Origin of the sequence: Actinacidiphila paucisporea (assembly GCF_900142575.1) — a bacterium.
Lineage (GTDB): Bacteria > Actinomycetota > Actinomycetes > Streptomycetales > Streptomycetaceae > Actinacidiphila > Actinacidiphila paucisporea.
The window spans coordinates 427,289-443,145 of sequence record NZ_FRBI01000001.1 but is presented as its reverse complement, the minus strand read 5'-3'; the positions used below and the strand labels follow the sequence as shown (position 1 = coordinate 443,145).

General features: G+C 74.1%; 15 protein-coding genes. 4 read left to right on the top strand and 11 right to left on the bottom strand.

Translation table 11 applies throughout. The features are described from left to right. Positions 1–265 precede the first annotated feature (265 nt). The 6 genes from BUE44_RS02110 to BUE44_RS02085 all read right to left on the bottom strand — a co-directional run bounded on the left by BUE44_RS02110 (position 266) and on the right by BUE44_RS02085 (position 6,106). Entirely contained in the window at positions 266–2,809 is a 2,544-nt protein-coding gene (locus tag BUE44_RS02110) for an ATP-binding SpoIIE family protein phosphatase (RefSeq protein ID WP_079189400.1), read from the bottom strand. A gap of 166 nt (positions 2,810–2,975) precedes the next feature. After that, positions 2,976–3,380: a (deoxy)nucleoside triphosphate pyrophosphohydrolase gene (locus BUE44_RS02105; RefSeq protein ID WP_073492960.1), complete on the bottom strand. Its 405-nt coding sequence runs from the start codon at positions 3,378–3,380 to the stop codon at positions 2,976–2,978. Next, entirely contained in the window at positions 3,377–3,583 is a 207-nt protein-coding gene (locus tag BUE44_RS38280) for a hypothetical protein (protein WP_073492958.1), read from the bottom strand. The genes BUE44_RS02105 and BUE44_RS38280 overlap by 4 nt, the downstream gene beginning before the upstream one ends. Positions 3,584–3,587: 4 nt before the next feature. Beyond that, positions 3,588–4,118: an RpiB/LacA/LacB family sugar-phosphate isomerase gene (locus BUE44_RS02095; protein WP_079189398.1), complete on the bottom strand. Its 531-nt coding sequence runs from the start codon at positions 4,116–4,118 to the stop codon at positions 3,588–3,590. A gap of 101 nt (positions 4,119–4,219) precedes the next feature. Beyond that, positions 4,220–4,972 (bottom strand): GntR family transcriptional regulator, encoded by a 753-nt coding sequence (locus BUE44_RS02090; RefSeq protein ID WP_073492956.1) that lies wholly within the window; start codon positions 4,970–4,972, stop codon positions 4,220–4,222. A gap of 108 nt (positions 4,973–5,080) precedes the next feature. Then, on the bottom strand, positions 5,081–6,106 hold the full coding sequence (locus tag BUE44_RS02085; RefSeq protein WP_073492953.1) for a DUF4190 domain-containing protein: 1,026 nt from the start codon (positions 6,104–6,106) through the stop codon (positions 5,081–5,083). Positions 6,107–6,247: 141 nt separating this feature from the next. Between BUE44_RS02085 and BUE44_RS02080 the strand changes: the two genes are divergently transcribed. Continuing rightward, positions 6,248–7,603, top strand: a complete 1,356-nt coding sequence (locus tag BUE44_RS02080) for a glycoside hydrolase family 18 protein (RefSeq protein WP_073492951.1) — start codon at positions 6,248–6,250, stop codon at positions 7,601–7,603. An 82-nt stretch (positions 7,604–7,685) separates the two neighbouring features. Here BUE44_RS02080 and BUE44_RS02075 read toward each other — a convergent pair whose 3' ends face one another. Then, entirely contained in the window at positions 7,686–8,513 is an 828-nt protein-coding gene (locus tag BUE44_RS02075; protein WP_073492949.1) for an oxidoreductase, read from the bottom strand. A gap of 89 nt (positions 8,514–8,602) precedes the next feature. On the opposite strand from BUE44_RS02075, the gene BUE44_RS02070 reads away from it, so the two are divergent. Then, positions 8,603–9,508 carry a LysR family transcriptional regulator gene (locus BUE44_RS02070; RefSeq protein ID WP_073492947.1) on the top strand — a complete coding sequence of 302 codons (906 nt, stop codon included), beginning with the start codon at positions 8,603–8,605 and terminating at the stop codon, positions 9,506–9,508. Positions 9,509–9,592: 84 nt separating this feature from the next. On the opposite strand, the gene BUE44_RS02065 is transcribed toward BUE44_RS02070, so the two are convergent. After that, positions 9,593–11,725 carry a DEAD/DEAH box helicase gene (locus tag BUE44_RS02065; protein ID WP_073492945.1) on the bottom strand — a complete coding sequence of 711 codons (2,133 nt, stop codon included), beginning with the start codon at positions 11,723–11,725 and terminating at the stop codon, positions 9,593–9,595. A gap of 226 nt (positions 11,726–11,951) precedes the next feature. Between BUE44_RS02065 and BUE44_RS02060 the strand changes: the two genes are divergently transcribed. Next, on the top strand, positions 11,952–12,371 hold the full coding sequence (locus tag BUE44_RS02060) for a nuclear transport factor 2 family protein (protein ID WP_073492943.1): 420 nt from the start codon (positions 11,952–11,954) through the stop codon (positions 12,369–12,371). Between the two features lie 6 nt (positions 12,372–12,377). Here the strand turns inward: BUE44_RS02060 and BUE44_RS02055 are convergent, their stop codons facing one another. Beyond that, positions 12,378–13,109: a LysR substrate-binding domain-containing protein gene (locus BUE44_RS02055; RefSeq protein ID WP_073492940.1), complete on the bottom strand. Its 732-nt coding sequence runs from the start codon at positions 13,107–13,109 to the stop codon at positions 12,378–12,380. A 58-nt stretch (positions 13,110–13,167) separates the two neighbouring features. Between BUE44_RS02055 and BUE44_RS02050 the strand changes: the two genes are divergently transcribed. Beyond that, positions 13,168–13,563, top strand: coding sequence for a DUF5997 family protein (locus BUE44_RS02050; RefSeq protein ID WP_073492937.1), 396 nt, complete (start codon positions 13,168–13,170; stop codon positions 13,561–13,563). A 26-nt stretch (positions 13,564–13,589) separates the two neighbouring features. On the opposite strand, the gene BUE44_RS02045 is transcribed toward BUE44_RS02050, so the two are convergent. Both BUE44_RS02045 and BUE44_RS02040 read right to left on the bottom strand, forming a co-directional pair. Then, positions 13,590–14,948 carry a chloride channel protein gene (locus tag BUE44_RS02045; RefSeq protein WP_073492935.1) on the bottom strand — a complete coding sequence of 453 codons (1,359 nt, stop codon included), beginning with the start codon at positions 14,946–14,948 and terminating at the stop codon, positions 13,590–13,592. After that, the gene (locus BUE44_RS02040) at positions 14,945–15,832 is read right to left on the bottom strand and encodes a hypothetical protein (RefSeq protein ID WP_073492933.1); all 888 of its coding nucleotides are present in this window, start codon (positions 15,830–15,832) and stop codon (positions 14,945–14,947) included. Before BUE44_RS02040 ends, BUE44_RS02045 begins: the two co-directional genes overlap by 4 nt. Positions 15,833–15,857 lie beyond the last annotated feature (25 nt).

The following is a 15,857-nucleotide window of genomic DNA, read 5'->3' as shown; positions in this document are numbered from 1 at the left end:
TCCAGCTCAGCACACATGGACCGGTTGGAGCTGAGTATTCAGCATGCGGACCGTCCAGCACACGGTCTTGTCGATCACAGCATCATCTCGGCTCGTGGGGCACGGGGGCCCTCCCCTGGACACCTCGGTCGCACCTTTCGCTCTCGTCTCTTCGGAATACCCGGCACACGCCCCGCGAACCATTTCGGTGATCACAACGGGGGCGCTGTGGCGGCGGTCACGGGAGGGGTCGCCACACCTGTCACGGGAGTGCCGGTCAGAACCGTCACAGCAGTCCCAGTTCGAACCACACGGTCTTGCCGAGCGGCCCGTCACGGGTCCCCCATCGCCGCGACGCGCCCGCCACGAGCTGCAGCCCGCGGCCGCCCTCGTCCTCCGCGGTGGCGACCCGCTCGCGCGGCGGATCGGGCAGCGGGTCGGACACCTCCACCAGCAGCGACCTGCCGCGCGCCATGCGCACCCCGATGGGGCCGTGCGCATAGCGCAGGGAATTGGTGACCAGCTCGCTGACCAGCAGCACCGTCACGTCGGTCAGCTCCGGCAGGCCCCATTCCGCGAGCGCGTCGCGCACCCTGCGGCGGGCCAGCCGTACGGCGCTGGCCTCGGCGGGGAAGGTCCACGCGATGGTGGCTCCGCTCGGCAATGTACCCAGGCGGGCCATCAGCAGGGCCACGTCGTCGGGCTCGCGCCCGGGTTCCATGGTGGCGAGAACGTCGTCACAGGCGTCCTCCAGCGAGTCCAACGGGCGGCACAGGGTGGAGCGGAGCCGTTCGAGGCCGGTGTTGATGTCATGGCGGCGGGATTCGACCAGGCCGTCGGTGTAGAGCACCAGAACCGTGCCGTCGGGCACGTCCAGCTCGGTCGTCTCGAAGCGGACTCCCCCGACGCCCAGCGGCACTCCGGGCGGCAGGTCGAGCAGCCGCGCGGTGTGCCTGCCCGGCGCGTGGCCGGGTTCGATCAGCACCGGGGGCGGGTGCCCGGCCTGGGCGATGGCGCAGCGGCGGGTCGCGGGGTCGTAGACGGCGTAGACGGCGGTGGCCATCCAGCCGTCCGACTGGCTCTGCGCGAGGTCGTCGCCCAAGTCGCTGATGCGGCGCAGCAGCTCGTCGGGCGCCATGTCCAGGCCGGCGAGAGTGCGCACCGCGGTACGCAGCCGGCCCATGGTGGCCGCCGCGGCCAGACCGTGGCCCATGACGTCGCCGACGACGAAGCCGACCCGGCCGCCGGCCAGCGGCAGCACGTCGAACCAGTCGCCGCCGACCTCGGCGACGCTGCTGCCCGGCACGTAGCGGTAGGCCACGTCGACGCCCGGCGCGGCCGGCGTGGAGCGCGGCAGCAGGGAGCGCTGGAGCATCAGTGCGCCCTCGCGCTCGCGGACGTACAGCCGCGCGTTGTCCAGCGCCGCGCCCGCCCGGTCGGCCAACTCCATGCCCAGCGCCAGGTCCTCCTGGTCGAACGCCTCGCGGCCGGCCGCCCTGCTGGTGATGAGCAGCCCGAGCACCACCCCGTGCGCGCGCAGCGGCAGCACCAGCATCGACTCGACGCCGACGGCGAGGATCGCGCGCACCTTGGGGTCGCCGGGGAAGGTCAGGTTCGCCAGCTCCTCGCGCGAGGCGAGCAGCCGGGGCCGCCCGGTGGCCAGCACCTGCCCGAAGGGCGTCTTGCGGTCGAAGGACATCGCCTGCCCCGGCCTGATCATCCGCACGACGTCGGGGCTCCAGGTGATCGCCCCGACGCCGGTCTGCCGCAGCGGGGTGCTGTCGCTGTACGCGGCCGTGGGCAGCTCGCCGCCGTCGGACAGCTGGGAGTGCAGGACCACGCCCGAGTAGTCGCAGAAGGTCGGCACCAGGGAGGCGGCCAGCTCCTCGGCGTTGCGCCGCACGTCCAGCTGCCCGGCGATCCGCGAGCCCACGTCGTTGAGCAGCGCCAGCCGCCGCCGGCCCCGCTCGGCCTTGGCCGCGGCCTCCACCCGCTCGGTCACGTCGATCACGGTGGCGCTGATCCCCAGCACCCGGCCCGCGCGGTCCGACAGGCGGTGGTAGGACAGCGACCGGTGCCCGCGGCCGCCGGGCGCGGGCGAGACCAGGTCGATCACCGGCCGCCCGGTGACCAGCACGTCCCGCTGGAGCGCGGTCAGCGACTCCGCCGCCCTGACGTCGATCACCTCGGCGACGGTCCGGCCGAGGTGGTCGGCGACGGACACGCCGTTCATCCGGGCCAGGGCGTCGTTGACGCGGATGTAGCGCAGCTCGCGGTCGAAGATCGCCACGCCCAGCGGGGAGGCGTTGAAGAGCGAGTCGAGGGCCGCGAGGTCGTGCTCCAGGGTCCGCAGCCGGCTGGTCTCCACCATGGACGCCAGCACGAAGGGCCGCCCGTCCCCGTCCACCAGCAGCGACGCCCGCGCCTCGACCTGCACGGCGTGCCCGTCGCGGTGCCGCAGCGACAGGATGCCGTCCCAGCGCCCGTCGCGCAGCAGCTCCCCGAGGAGCTGCTCGGCCTGCGCGGCCGACTCCTCGCCGCCGGGGGTCTGGCCGCCCGGCCCGAACAGCCCGCCGACCCGCCGGCCCACGATGTGCTCCCCCGCCCACCCGAGCACCTCCTCCGCGAGTGGGCTCCACAGCAGGACCCGCCCCGAGGTGTCGAGCATGACCACCGCGACCCGCAGCGTGTCCATCAGCGAGCCGGCACCGGTGCCCGCGACGCCGGTGTCCTCACCGAGCTCGACCGGGCCGGGCAGCGGGGCCTGCGGACCCTCCTGGCCGATCCGGGGCGACGGCTCGGCAGGCGGGGTGTCGCCGCTGGCGGTCATGCCTCGCACCCCCGACCGGGTCGGGCCGGATCCACCGGCCACCTACAGGGATTCATCCCCTTTTACCCGATATTCCCTCATGCACCCGCTCCTCGCGTCCCCACCGCCGCCGCCAGGAGGAGGCGGACCGCCGGGGCCGCGGCACGCGTACGCGCCACCGCGAGGATCAGGACCCGTCGCCCAGCCTGGAGGCCACCCAGCGCACCGCGGGGCGGTCCTGGGGCAGCCAGTCGACGGTGTCGACCTCCGCCTGCCGCAGCCAGCGCAGCTCGTCGTGGTCCTGGAGGGGGCGCGGGCTGCCGGCCAGCAGCCGGGCCGTCCACACCTGGAGCACCAGCGTGCCGCCGGCCACCCGCCACTGCCCCGGCACCCTCTCCAGCGGCTCCGCCTCGACGCCCAGCTCCTCGCGCAGCTCGCGCACCAGCGCGCCGGGAGCGGTCTCGCCGGGCTCCAGCTTGCCGCCCGGCAGCTCCCAGCGCCCGGCGAGGGCGGCGGGCGCGGTGCGGCGGGCGGCGAGCAGCCGGCCGTCGGAGAGCAGGGCGGCGCCCACCACCAGCCGGGGAGGCGTCACGCCTGGGCCAGCCGGGGGGCGATGCGCTCGATGACGTAGCGGCGCTCCTCCGCGCCGCCCCGCTCCTGGTCGCGGTCCTGGCCGCAGCCGCCGAGCCGGTCGGCGATGCGCTCGGCCTCGGCCCGGGTGGCGTAGCGGCCGACGCGGTAGCGGTTGGCGCCGTCGTCCTGGCGTATGAGGACCCATACGAGGTCGGACGTCATGAAGTCATGCCCTTTCACTTGCACTGCCCGCGGGTGTGCCGGCAGCGGTCGCGTGCTCGGTGGTGGCCGTCTGCCCGGTGGCGGGGGCCGTGGACCCGATGGCGTCGAGGTGGGCGATGTTCGCGCGGTCCTCGGCGTCGCGGTCCTGCTCGGCGCCGGCCGCGAACCACGCGTCGAGGATCTCGGCGAGCAGCCCGCCGGACAGCGTACGCAGGCTGAGCGCCAGCGCGTTCGCGTCACTCCAGACCCGCGCTCCGCGCGCGGCGTACGCGTCGGCGCACAGGGCCGCGCGGACGCCGGGGACCTTGTTGGCCGCCATCGACGCGCCCGCGCCGGTCCAGCAGCAGACCACGGCCTGATCAGCGGCGCCGTGCGCGACGGCCCGCGCGGCAGCCTCCGCGCTCCAGGCCCAGTCGGCGCGGTCGCCGTCGCGGAGCGCGCCGAAGACCTCCACCGTGTGCCCGCGGCGGCGCAGGTCGTCGACGAGCTGGCGGGCCGGTGGCTCATCCATGTCCGAGGAAACGGCGATGCGCATATGCGCGACCCTACGCCGGAGGTTCACAGCGCGGGTACGCAATGACACGAAGAGGCACTGATCCGGCCAGCCGTTCGACCAGAAGTCGACCGGCCGTCAGCTCACCTGACGGGCAGGTGGTAGACCGCCCGGTATCTCTCCGCGGGGATGACGACGTCGGCGGTCTCCACCGGACGGCCGGAGGCGTAGTACGTGCGCCGGATCTCGATGACCAGGTGGCCGGGCACCCCGCCGAGCGCGGCGGTCTCGGCGGCCAGGCCCGGCCGGGCGCCGACCTCCTCGGCCATATGGTCCACCGTCACGTCGATGGCCGCCATCCTGGCCACCACGCCCTGCCCGCCGACCGGTCCCTCCTCGGGCAGCAGCACAGGCGTGCGCCCGGTGAGCGCCAGCGGCTCCCACGAGGTGGACAGCAGCGTCGGCTCGCCCTCGGTGCGGAAGAGGTAGTGGGTGCGCATCACCCGCTCCCCCGGCTCGATCCGCAGCCGCTCGGCCACGTCCAGCGTCGCCGCGTCCTGCACGCTGCGCGACTCCCAGGTGCCCTTGCTGCCCTCGTCGGCCTGCTCCTGCCGGTAGGGCGTGGACGGCCCCGCCGGACGGTAGCCGCTGCGCACGATCCGCCGGGGCAGCGGGCGCTCGCGGACGTACGTACCGGAGCCCGAGCGGCCCTCCACGAAGCCCTCCGCCATCAGCACCTTGCGCGCTTCGAGCGCGACGGTGTCCGAGACGCCGTATTCCGTGCGGATTCTGGCCTGCGACGGGAGCCGGGCGTGCGGGGGGAGCGTGCCGTCGAGGATCTTGCGGCGCAGATCGTCGGCCACGCGCAGATACGCAGGCTGCTCACCGAATGCCACGGGTTGCCCCTCCCAAGGGGTTGACTGTCCGCGACAGCTTCGCAACCCTGGGTACTCGACCGCAAGCCCACCCCCGAGCGTCACGCTCCGCTCACACCCCGGCCGCGCTCACACTCCGACGTTCGAGCCGCCGGAATCCCCGGAGTCGTCGGACCCGCCGGAGCCGCCGGAATCGCCCGAGCCGCCGGAGTCGCCGGCCTGGCTCCCACCGGTCTTCACCGAGCCGGTCACCCGGCCGCCGGGCGAGCCGAAGAAGCAGACCACCGACCGCTCGCTCTGGGCCCAGTTCTCAGCCGCGGGCAGGTAGAAGTACAGCTTGTCCGTCGACGGCGGCACCTTGCCGTCGAGATACGTGCGGGCGTATTTCACGCAGTTGCTCTGCGCGTCCTCGGTGACGTTGTCCACCCCGGGATACGGGTCGCCGGAGCCGGCCTGGATCTCGTAGACCGCGAAGGCCTCGGCGTCGTGCGCGTCGGCGCAGTCCACGACGTCCACCGTGCGGGAGCGCGTGTCGTTGTCGGTGCCGAAGTCGGACAGCTTCGCGTCGACCGTGTTGAAGCACTGGCCGGCCTTGAGGTCCACGACCTGGGTGTTGCCGTCGTCCAGCACGCCGGCCGCGGCGAGCGCGATGATCGCGGCGAGCCCGAGCGTCCACAGGCTGGAGAGGGTGATGCCGGCGACCGCCATGCCCTTGCCGCGCTCACCGCTCCGCTTGACCTGCTTGAGCCCCACCAGGCCGAAGATCAGGCCGAGGAAGGGTATGCAGGGCAGGATGCCGACGACCAGGGCGGCGATGGACATGCCGTTGGTGGTCCGCTCCCCTTGCGCGTACCAGCCCTGCCGGCCGGGGTAGCCGACGGAGCCGGCCGGCGGCGGATAGCCGTACGCGGGCTGCTGCGGCGCACCGGGGTACGGCGGGCCGTACGGTCCGGGGGCGGCGTAGGGGTTGTCCTGCGGGGGCTGCTGCGGCGGCTGCGTGTACGGGTTCGGCGGCTGCCCGTAGGACGGCTCCGCGTAGGTGGGCTCCGGATACTGCGGCTGTCCGTACGACGGCGGTCCCTGGTAAGGCGGCTGGCCAGGCTGCGGCACACCGTCGGGCGACGGCGGCGGCGGAGGCGGCGGGGGTATGTCCACGCGGGGAGTTTACGGTCCGCGCGAACACCCGCGGAGGCGGGCGGCAAGGCGGTGGCGGAACCGGGTCGCCGGGGTGAACGGCGGAACGGGTTACGCCGTTCCCCTTGACCGCTATTGGTCCAGACCAATACTTTCTGCGCCATGCGTCGAAGAATTCTCGGCCGTATGGCCGCCACGGCCGCCACACTCTCGCTGGTCGCCGTCCTGCCCGCCCTCACCGGCGGCAGCACCGCGCAGGCCCATGGCGGGCAGTCCCCCGCCGAATCCTCCTACAAGAGCGTCGGTTACTTCACCCAGTGGGGCATCTACGCCCGCAACTACCAGGTGAAGAACGTCCAGACCTCGGGCACCGCCGGCAAACTCACCCACCTCAACTACGCGTTCGCCAACATCGGCGCCGACGGCAAGTGCTTCGAGGCGAACGTCGCGGGCGAGGGCGACGCCTGGGCCGACTACCAGCGCCCGGTCGACGCCGCGACCTCCGTCGACGGCACCGCGGACACCGCGGAGCAGCCGCTGGCCGGCAACTTCAACCAGCTGCGCGAACTCAAGGCCAAGAACCCCAAGTTGAAGGTGCTGATCTCGATCGGCGGCTGGGGCTGGTCGACGCACTTCTCCGACGCGGCGCGAACTCCCGCCTCCCGCGCGGCACTCGTCTCCTCCTGCCTGGACATCTTCATCAAGGGCAACCTCCCGCTGCTCGACGGCAAGGGCGGCCCCGGCTCGGCGGCCGGCCTCTTCGACGGCATCGACATCGACTGGGAGTGGCCGGGCTCCTCCGGCGACACCGACACCGTCTACCGGCCCGAGGACAAGCAGGACTTCACCGCGCTGGCGGCGGAGTTCCGCAGGCAGCTGGACGACTACGGGCGGCACACCACCCACCGGCACTACGACCTCAGCGCCTTCCTGCCGGCCGCGCCGGCGAAGATCGACGCCGGGTTCGAGGTGAAGAAGATCTTCAAGTACCTGGACTTCGGCACCGTCCAGGGCTACGACTTCCACGGCCCCTACGAGTCCGGCACCAACCAGCAGTCCGCGCTGCGCGCGCCGCGCAACTCGCCGGTGCCGAACGACTTCAGCGACACCCAGGCGGTCGGCGACTGGCTGCACCGCGGCGCCCCGGCCTGCCGGCTCGTCCTCGGCGTGCCCTTCTACGGCCAGGGCTGGACCGGTGTCCCCGACGGCGGCACCGCCGGCCTCTTCCAGCCCTCCACCGGCCCGGCCCCGGCCACCTGGCAGGCCGGCAACGAGGACTACCACGCACTGAAGGCGCTGGCCGCCTCCGGCACGTACACGGTGCACCGCGACACCCGGAACGGCTTCGCCTGGCTCTACGACGGGACGAACTTCTGGACCTACGACGACCCGCAGGTGCTCGCGGCGAAGACGGCCTACATCCGCGATGCCCACCTGGGCGGCGCGATGGTCTGGTCGCTCGACGGTGACACCGCTGACGGCGAGTTGATCTCGGCGCTCCACCGCGGCCTCTCCTGACCGCTCGCACACCGGTGGCCCGGGTCCTGGGGACGTCCCCAGGACCCGGGCCACCGGTCGATCCGGCGCGCACCGGGGGCGCTTACGCGTCGAAGCCCGTCGCCCGCGTCCGCTTCTCCCAGCGGGTGACGTCGTCGCGGACCTGGTCGAGGTGGCCGAGGACCGCGTCGACGCCGTCCTCGCCGAGGGGCAGGCGCAGGGGCGTGGTGTCGGCCTCCAGGGCGGCCAGGATGAGGGCCGCGGCCTTGGCCGGGTCGCCCGGCTGCCTGCCGTCGACGCTCGCGGCCATCGCCCGGGTGCCGCCCACCGTGGCCTCGTAGTCGGGGAGTTCGGGGCTCAGGGTGGCCTTGCCCATCAGGGAGGTGCGGAAGGCGCCGGGCTCCACGATCAGCGTCCTGATGCCGAGCGGGTTCACCTCCGACGCCAGCGCCTCCGTCATGCCCTCCAGGGCGAATTTGGTGCCGCTGTAGGCGGAGAAGCCCGCGAAGGACATCTGGCCGCCCATGCTGCTCATCTGGACGATGGCCCCCGACCTGCGGGCCCGCATCGACGGCAGGACCGCCCGTACGAGCGCCGCCGGGCCGAAGACGTGGACCTCGAACAGCTCGCGCAGCTCCGCGTCGCCGGTCTCCTCGAAGGCACCCACGTGGCTGCGGCCCGCGTTGTTGACCAGGACGTCGATCCGGCCGTGCCGGGCGAGCACGTCGGCGACCGCCGTGTCGATCCCGGCGGTGTCGGTGACGTCGAGCGCCAGCGCCTCCACCTGGTCGGGATGCGCGGCGACGAGGTCGTCGAGGGCGGCGACCCGGCGCGCGGCGCCGACCACGACATCGCCCGCGGCCACCGCCGCCTCGGTGATCGCCCGCCCGAAACCGCTGTTCGCACCGGTGACCAGCCACACCTTGTTCATCGTCAGCTCCCGTTTCGCGTGTCCCGCTGTCCTGGTGTCCACCCTGCCGGGAATCCCGCTTGCCCGTCCAAGACCCGCCGTGATAGCCGATGGTTATGGACGTTCACGGTCGGGACCTGCGCTATTTCGTCGCCGTCGCCGAGGAGTTGCACTTCACCCGCGCGGCGGAGCGGCTCTTCGTGTCGCAGCCCGCGCTGAGCAAGCAGATCCGGGCGCTGGAAAGGCAGGTGGGCGCGGCGCTGTTCGACCGGGACCGGCAGGGCGTCGCGCTGACCGCGGTCGGTACGGCCCTGCTGCCGCACGCGCAGCGGGTGCTGGCCGAGTGGGACCGGGCGTGGGCGGCCGTCGGCAGCGCGAAGGCGGCGCAGGTCAGCACCCTGATGGTGGGGATGAGCACCAGCCCGGGCCGCGGCGGGCTGCTGCCCGCGGTCCGCTCGCGCTTCACCGCCGCGCACCCCGAGGCGATCCTGCGGCTGCGGCAGGTGAGCTGGGACGACCCCACGGCGGGGCTCGCGGACGGCACGAGCGACGTGGCGTACGTCTGGCTGCCGCTGCCCGACCAGGAGCGCTACGACGTGCTGGTGGTCGCCGAGGAGCCGCGGCTCGTCGCCCTCCCGGACCGGCACCCGCTCGCGGCCCGGGAGAGCGTGGACTTCGCCGACCTGCTGGACGAGCCCTTCCTGGCGCTGCCGGCCGCCGCGGGCCCGCTGCGGGACTACTGGCTGGCCACCGACGCCAGGGCGGGCCGCCCGGCGCGGATCGGCGCGGAGGTCGCCAGTACGGAGGAGACGTACGAGGCGCTGGTCGCGGGCCTCGGCGTGGTCCTGCTCGCGGCGGGCAACGCCCCGCTGATCACGCTGGGCGGCGTCACGACCCGGCTGGTGCGCGGCATCTCCCCGAGCCGATTCGCCCTGGCCTGGCACCGCGGCAGCGCGAACCCGCTCGTTCGCGCGTACGCCGGCGCCTGCCGCCACGCCCGCGCGGCGCGGACGTAGCGCCCGTCCCCCGCGCCCTGCCCCCGTCCCGGTCGTCAACCGGCCCCACCGTCAAGCGGTCCCGCCGTCTCGTGTCCCCCGCCGTCAACTGCTCCCGCCGGCGAGCCTGCTCTGCTCCTCCTCGACGATCCGCCGGGCCAGCGAGAGGTCGGAGACGTCGACGGCGTCGGGCGCCGCCTCCGCCACGTCGCTGCGGCGGGCGTACGCGTCGAACAGCCGCGACTTGTCCCGCAGGATCGCCAGCAGCCGCTCGTCCACGCCCGTCGTGCTGAGCAGCCGGTGCACCCGCACCGCGCGCACCTGCCCCATCCGGTGGGCGCGGGCCACCGCCTGGTGCTCGACGGTGGGTTTGACCTGCGGCTCGCACAGGATCACCACCGAGGCCGCCTGGAGGTTGAGCCCGACACCGCCCGCCTCGATCTGGGCGAGCAGCACCGCGTGGCCGCCCGACGCGGTGAAGTCGTCCACGAGTTGCTGCCGCCGGACCGGCGCCACCGATCCGGTGAGCGGCCCGAGCACGCCGGGGCCGAGGGCGTCCGCGACCGTGCCGAGCACGTCGCGGAAGTACGAGAAGACGACGACCTTCAGGCCGTCGGCCGCCGCGTCGGCGACGATCTCGCGCAACCGCCGCAGCTTCGCGGACTTCTCCCGGTCCGCGTAGCCGGCCCTGCGCATGGCCATGAAATTCCCCGCGAGCACCGCCGTGCGGTAGGCGTCCTGGTCGGTCGCGCTGAATTCCGTCCACTCGTCGGTGTGCACCAGCGCGGGCAGTTCCGCGAGCACGTCGTGCTGGTTGCGCCGCAGGTACGCCGGTGCCACCGCCCGCCGGAAGGCCTGCGACCCGGCCGCGCCCGCTCCCTCGGCGGCGCCCGGCCGCTCCAGCAGCCCGGGCTGCAGGTGCGCCACCAGGCTGCGGAATTCGGCCACCCGGTTCTCCATCGGGGTGCCCGTCATGAACAGCACCCGCTCGCAGCGCGCGGACCACTCGGCCACCGCGAGCGACCTCCTGGCCTCCGGGTTCTTCACGTAGTGCGCCTCGTCCACCACCAGCATGGCCACCCGCGGGCCGCCCTCGGGGGCGGCGAATCCGCGCAGGGCGTCGTAAGTGGTCACGCCCACACCGCCGTCGGCCCGCCACTGGGCGAAGGCGTCCCCCCGCTCGGGGCCGTGCAGCGGCACCGCCCGCAGCGTGCTGCGGGCGCCGATCTCCCGGGTCCAGTTGACCAGGACGCCCGCCGGGCACACCACCAGGAAGTGCGTGCCGCCCCGCGCGGCCAGGTGCGCCAGCGCGGCGATCGCCTGGATCGTCTTGCCGAGCCCCATCTCGTCGCCGAGCAGCACCCGGCGCTGCGCCAGCGCGAAGCGCGCGCCGAAGGCCTGGTAGCCGCGCAGCGACACCCGGCGGTGGGTGCCGTCGAGCGGCTGGGCGCGTACCCGCCCGACCACGTCGGCCGGCAGGAAGCCCTCGGCGGCGGCCACGTCGGGGGCGCCGCCCGACAGTTCGGCCAGCAGGCTGTAGTAGTCGGCCGACCGCACCTCGAAGTCGACCCACGCCTCGGCCTCGCCGGCCGGTTCGCGCAGCAGGTCGACGGACGCCTGCCCGAGCAGCAGCGGTGTCCCGCGCTTGTCCGCCCGCGCGCACAGGTCCGCCACCGCCTCGACCGCGGCCCGCGCCCGCTCCCGCCGCTCCCGGCCCGCGAACCACCGGCGCGGCCACCCGCCGGCCTCGGCTGCCCGCTCCAGCAGCGGGGCCAGCTCCGCCTCGGCCTGCCGGGCCGCCTCGACGGCCCTGTCCGCCTCGGGTCCGGCCACGGCGAGCCGGTGCAGTGCCACGACCAGTGCGGTGGTCCGCGGCTCGGGGTGCTCGACGTCGATGCGTACCGCCACCGTCTCGGCGACCGCCTCCGCGATCTGCCGGGCCGCCGCGTAGGCCTGGTCCGCCGTCTGCGGCCCGACGCCGGGGATCTGCCGCAGCCCGTACCGCCCGGCGTCCAGCACCTGCCGCACCGAGCCGAAGCCGGCCGCCTCGATCGCGCCGAGCCGCAACCGGCCCTGGGTGACGTCCTTCAGGCGGGCGGCCGGGATCGACTCCAGCTCACGGGCGGCCAGTTCGTCGACGATCGGGTCAAGTGCCGCGCGTACGGCGGCGACAGCGCGCTGGTGATCGTCGAGCAGCGCCCGCGCGGCGCCGAGCAGCCGCCGGCCGTCCGCCGTCACGTCCCGGGCCTTCCGCCCTCCCGCACCGCCCACTCCGACCCTCCGCCGGCCATCCTCGCACGCGCCCTGTCCGGGCCGTTCCGCATCGCGCGCACCGTCGGCCACGAGCGGCGACAACCGGCGGTTGTCAAAGCCGTCCAGAAGCTGTTGGACCGTGGCGCGGCCGACGGTATTGGCTGGTCACAGCCAGGACGCAGAGCAACAGCACAGCAGAAGGAGTTACGCCGTGACCACCGCGCCCCTCCCCCCGAAGGCCGTCGTCATCCGCTACGTCGAGGCCGTACGCGACGGCGACCTCGACGTCGTCCGCGACAGCTTCGCCCCCGACGCCACCTGGGACTACCCCGGCAGCCTGCCCATCTCGGGCGTATGGAAGGGCCGCGACGCCATCGTCGAGGACTTCCTCGGCGGCATGGGCGCCCGCCTGATGCCCGGCGCCCCCCTGGTCATCGCCCTGACCAACGTCGTCGCGGACGGCGAGCAGGTCGTCGCCGAGTGGACCTCGAACGGCACGACGGCGGCGGGGGCGGCCTACAGCAACCGCTGCCTCGGGGTCTTCGTCGTCCGCGACGGCCGGATCACCTCGATCCGCGAGTACGCCGACACGCACCACGTGGCCGAGGTGCTCTTCCCGGCCGGGAAGTGACCGGCCCTACGAGCGGCGGCGCGGCTTGCCGCCCTTCGCCGCCTTCTTGGCGGGCCCCGGCCTGCCCTGGGACCTCGGCTTGGGCTTGGGCTTGGCCTTCTGCTGCGGTTCGGGTTGCGCCTGGGCCGAGCGGCCGCGGGTGCTGTTGGGGGTGCGGCCGCGGACGATGCCGATGAAGTCGTCCACCTGGTCGGTGGTCGCCTCCTCCGGCCAGGACAGGGCCACCTGCGACTGCGGGGCGTCGGTCAGCGGGCGGTAGGTGAGGTCCCTGCGGTGGTGCAGGCGGGCCAGCGACTGCGGGACCGCCAGCAGGCCCACGCCGGCCGCCACCAGCTCGATCGCGTCGACCGTGGTGGCGGGGCGCTCGCGGGCCGGGGTGCCGGGCGGCCGCTCCCAGCCGAGGGTGTCGTCCAGCGGGTGCAGCACGACCTCGTCGGCCAGGTCCGCCGCTGACACCTCCTCCACGGCCGCCACCAGGTGGTCCTTGGGGGCCACGACCACCGTCGTCTCGGTGTAGAGCGGGATCGCGCTCAGGGCGGTCCGATCGACCGGCAGCCGTACGAAACCGGCGTCCGCGCCGCGGGCGCGCAACAGGTCGGCGGCTTCCGCGGCCGGCACCGGGAGGAGGTCGAGGGGGGTGCCGGGGAAGCGCTCGTGCCAGATCCGCACCCACTTGGCGGGCGTCACACCCGGTACGTAGGCGAGCCGGAAAGCGGGGGAATCTTGCGAGCCTGTCACCCCGCAAGGCTATCGGCGATGGTCGGGGGCGTCGCACGCGCTCGTTACCCTTGACGGTATGACGTCGCAGAAGACCACCCAGACGATGAAGCCCGCTACCGCGGCCAAGAAGCTGGGTGTGTACCTCCAGGCCACCCCCGCGGAATTCCAGGAGGGTGTCGTCTCCCGCAGCGAGCTGAACGCGCTGCAGGCCGACCCTCCCCAGTGGCTGCAGGACCTGCGGCGCGAAGGCCCGCACCCCCGCCCGGTCGTCGCGGCGCGGCTGGGCGTGTCCATCGCGGGGCTCGCCCGCGGCGGCGTCACCGAGGCGCTCACCACCGAGCAGATCGACGCGCTCAAGCGGGAGAGCCCCGAGTGGCTCCAGCGGGAGCGCGCCACCCAGGCCGAGGTCCGCAAGGAGGCCGTCCGCATCAAGGACAAGCAGGCCGAGCGCGCCGCCGACCAGTCCCGCTGACGGCCCACGCCGCGGCCTTCCCCGCGTCAGCCTTCCCCAGGCGGGCCGGGCGGCTGCCCCGGTGAGTGCTGTACGGCGGGCAGCCTCAGGGTGAGGACGTAGGAGACCACGACGGCCACGATCACCAACGGCATGACGGTGAGCCCCTCCTTGCCCAGGAGCAGCGTGGCCAGCAGCACCGAGACCAGGGGGAAGCGGAGCATCGCGACGGACATCGCGCCCACTCCCATGGCGAGCCCGGCGGTCACCCCGAGTCCGGGCAGGTGGGACAGCGCGATGCCGCCGGCGGCGCCGACGAACATGGCCGGGAAGATCGGGCCGCCGCGGAAGGCGGACATCGACGCGCAGTAGGCCACCGCCTTGCACGCGAGGAGCACCACCAGGGCACCGACCGAATACTGCGCGCTCGTGGCGAGGAGGGGGCCGAGCGCGCTCTGCCCCGAGTAGAGGACTCCCGAGGCCGCGTGGCCGGTCCACCGCGCGTAGAGCAGGGCGATCGCACCGACGGCGGCGCCGGCGAGCACCGTGGCCGGGAGGCGTCGCGGTACGACCAGCTTCAGCAGTCGCAGGGCGAGCCACCGGATCCCGGCGCCGAGCAGGGCCGCGGCCACCCCGATCAGCACGGCCCAGCCGAATGCGGCGGCGTCCGGTGCGGCGGCGTGGGGGACGTCCGGCAGGGCCAGCGAGTAGGTGCCCAGGCCCGTCCACGAGCCCATGCCGGTGAAGATGAGCGCGCCGATGCCGGAGGCGAGCAGGCCGGGCACAAGGACGACGCCGAGCATCGGGCCCCCCAGGCCCGACATCTCCATGAGCAGGAACGCGCCGAGCAGGGGCGAGCCGAGCAGGGTGCTGATCGCGGCGAAGCTCCCGGAGGAACCGACGACGGCGACCACCTGCGGCGGGAACCGCTTCCGGGTCAGTCGCAGGGCGGCCACCGCCAGCCCGCTGCCGACGGCGATGAGGGGCGCCTCCGGCCCGACGACCGCCCCGAGGCCGAGCGAGGCCAGCGCGGCGAGCGCCACCCCGGGCAGGTTCGCGGTCGGGGTCGGACCCGACGCCACGAAGCCGCGGGCCGGTTCGTGTCCGCCCTCGCCGGGGAGATACCGGATGATCGGCCCCACGAGGAGCCCGGCCACGGCGAGCAGGGGCACCGGCCACCAGTCCGGCGTGCCGTGGAAGCCCAGTGCCTTGGGCAGGTCGGTGTAGGTCAGCACATTGAGCTCGTGGACGAGCGCGAGGAAGCCGAAGGCCGTCACCGAGATCGGGACGCCGAGGACCGCCGCGATCAGCAGCAGCGCTGCGTATCCGCGGCTGCGGACGAGCGCGACCGGGTCCGGGGCGGCCGCCGGCGCCTTGTTCCCGGGCTCGGGGCCCGCGGTGGTCACCCGACCCTCCTGGAGGGCCGGCCGTCCTGGGCCGGAACGAGCAGGACCAAGGTGTCTCCCGGTTCGGGCGCGGGCGTGCTGCCCTCGGTGACCGGTACGAGGCGGTCACCGCTGCGGACGACGAACAGCAGGTCGCTGTCGGGGGGGATCGGGCGGTCGGCGCTACGTGCCACCACGGTGCCGCCGTCCCGGTGCCTGCGGGCGAGGTCGGGGCCCGTCAGCCGGGTGCCGAAAAGGATCTCGCCGCCGATGTACGGCGCCACCACGCCGTGGCTGCCGGCGGCCGCACCGACCCGGTGGACCGGTCCCTCCACGCCGCCGCGCAGGATCGCCGTCGCCAGGGCGTTGAAGTCGTCCTCGTCGGTGAGGAGGTACACCCCCGTGGTGCCTTCCAGCTCGGCGCCGCCGCCGGTCGCCGTGGCCGGCATCTCGCCGGCGGCCAGCTCGATTCCCGCCTGCCGGATGCGGTGGCGCTCCTGTTCGTGCCCGGCCCACATCAGGACCTCCATGCCGGTGGATTTCAGCGCCGAGCCGAGAGCGACGGCCCAGGGAGCGCCGCCGACCAGCAGCGGGCGCGAGCGGGACCGGCGTACGACTCCCAGCAGCCGGGTGACGACCCGGCGGTTGTGGCCTTTCAGCCTCCCCAGGTCCAGGCCGAGGCCCGCGTCGTAGAGGATCACCGCGACGGCGAGCGACACCAGCGGGGAGAAGGCCGCGCCGAGCAGCCGCTGCGGGTCGACGTCGCCGATCAGGGCGCCCGCGGCGAAGCCGACGGGAAGCAGGACGATGAGAGCCGGGATCCGCAGCCGGCCGGCCAGGAGCTGCGACCCGACGGCGAGGACGACGAGCAGGCCCGTGCCGATCAACACCTGGTCTGTGGTCACGGTGCACCCTTCGCGCGCAACAGGC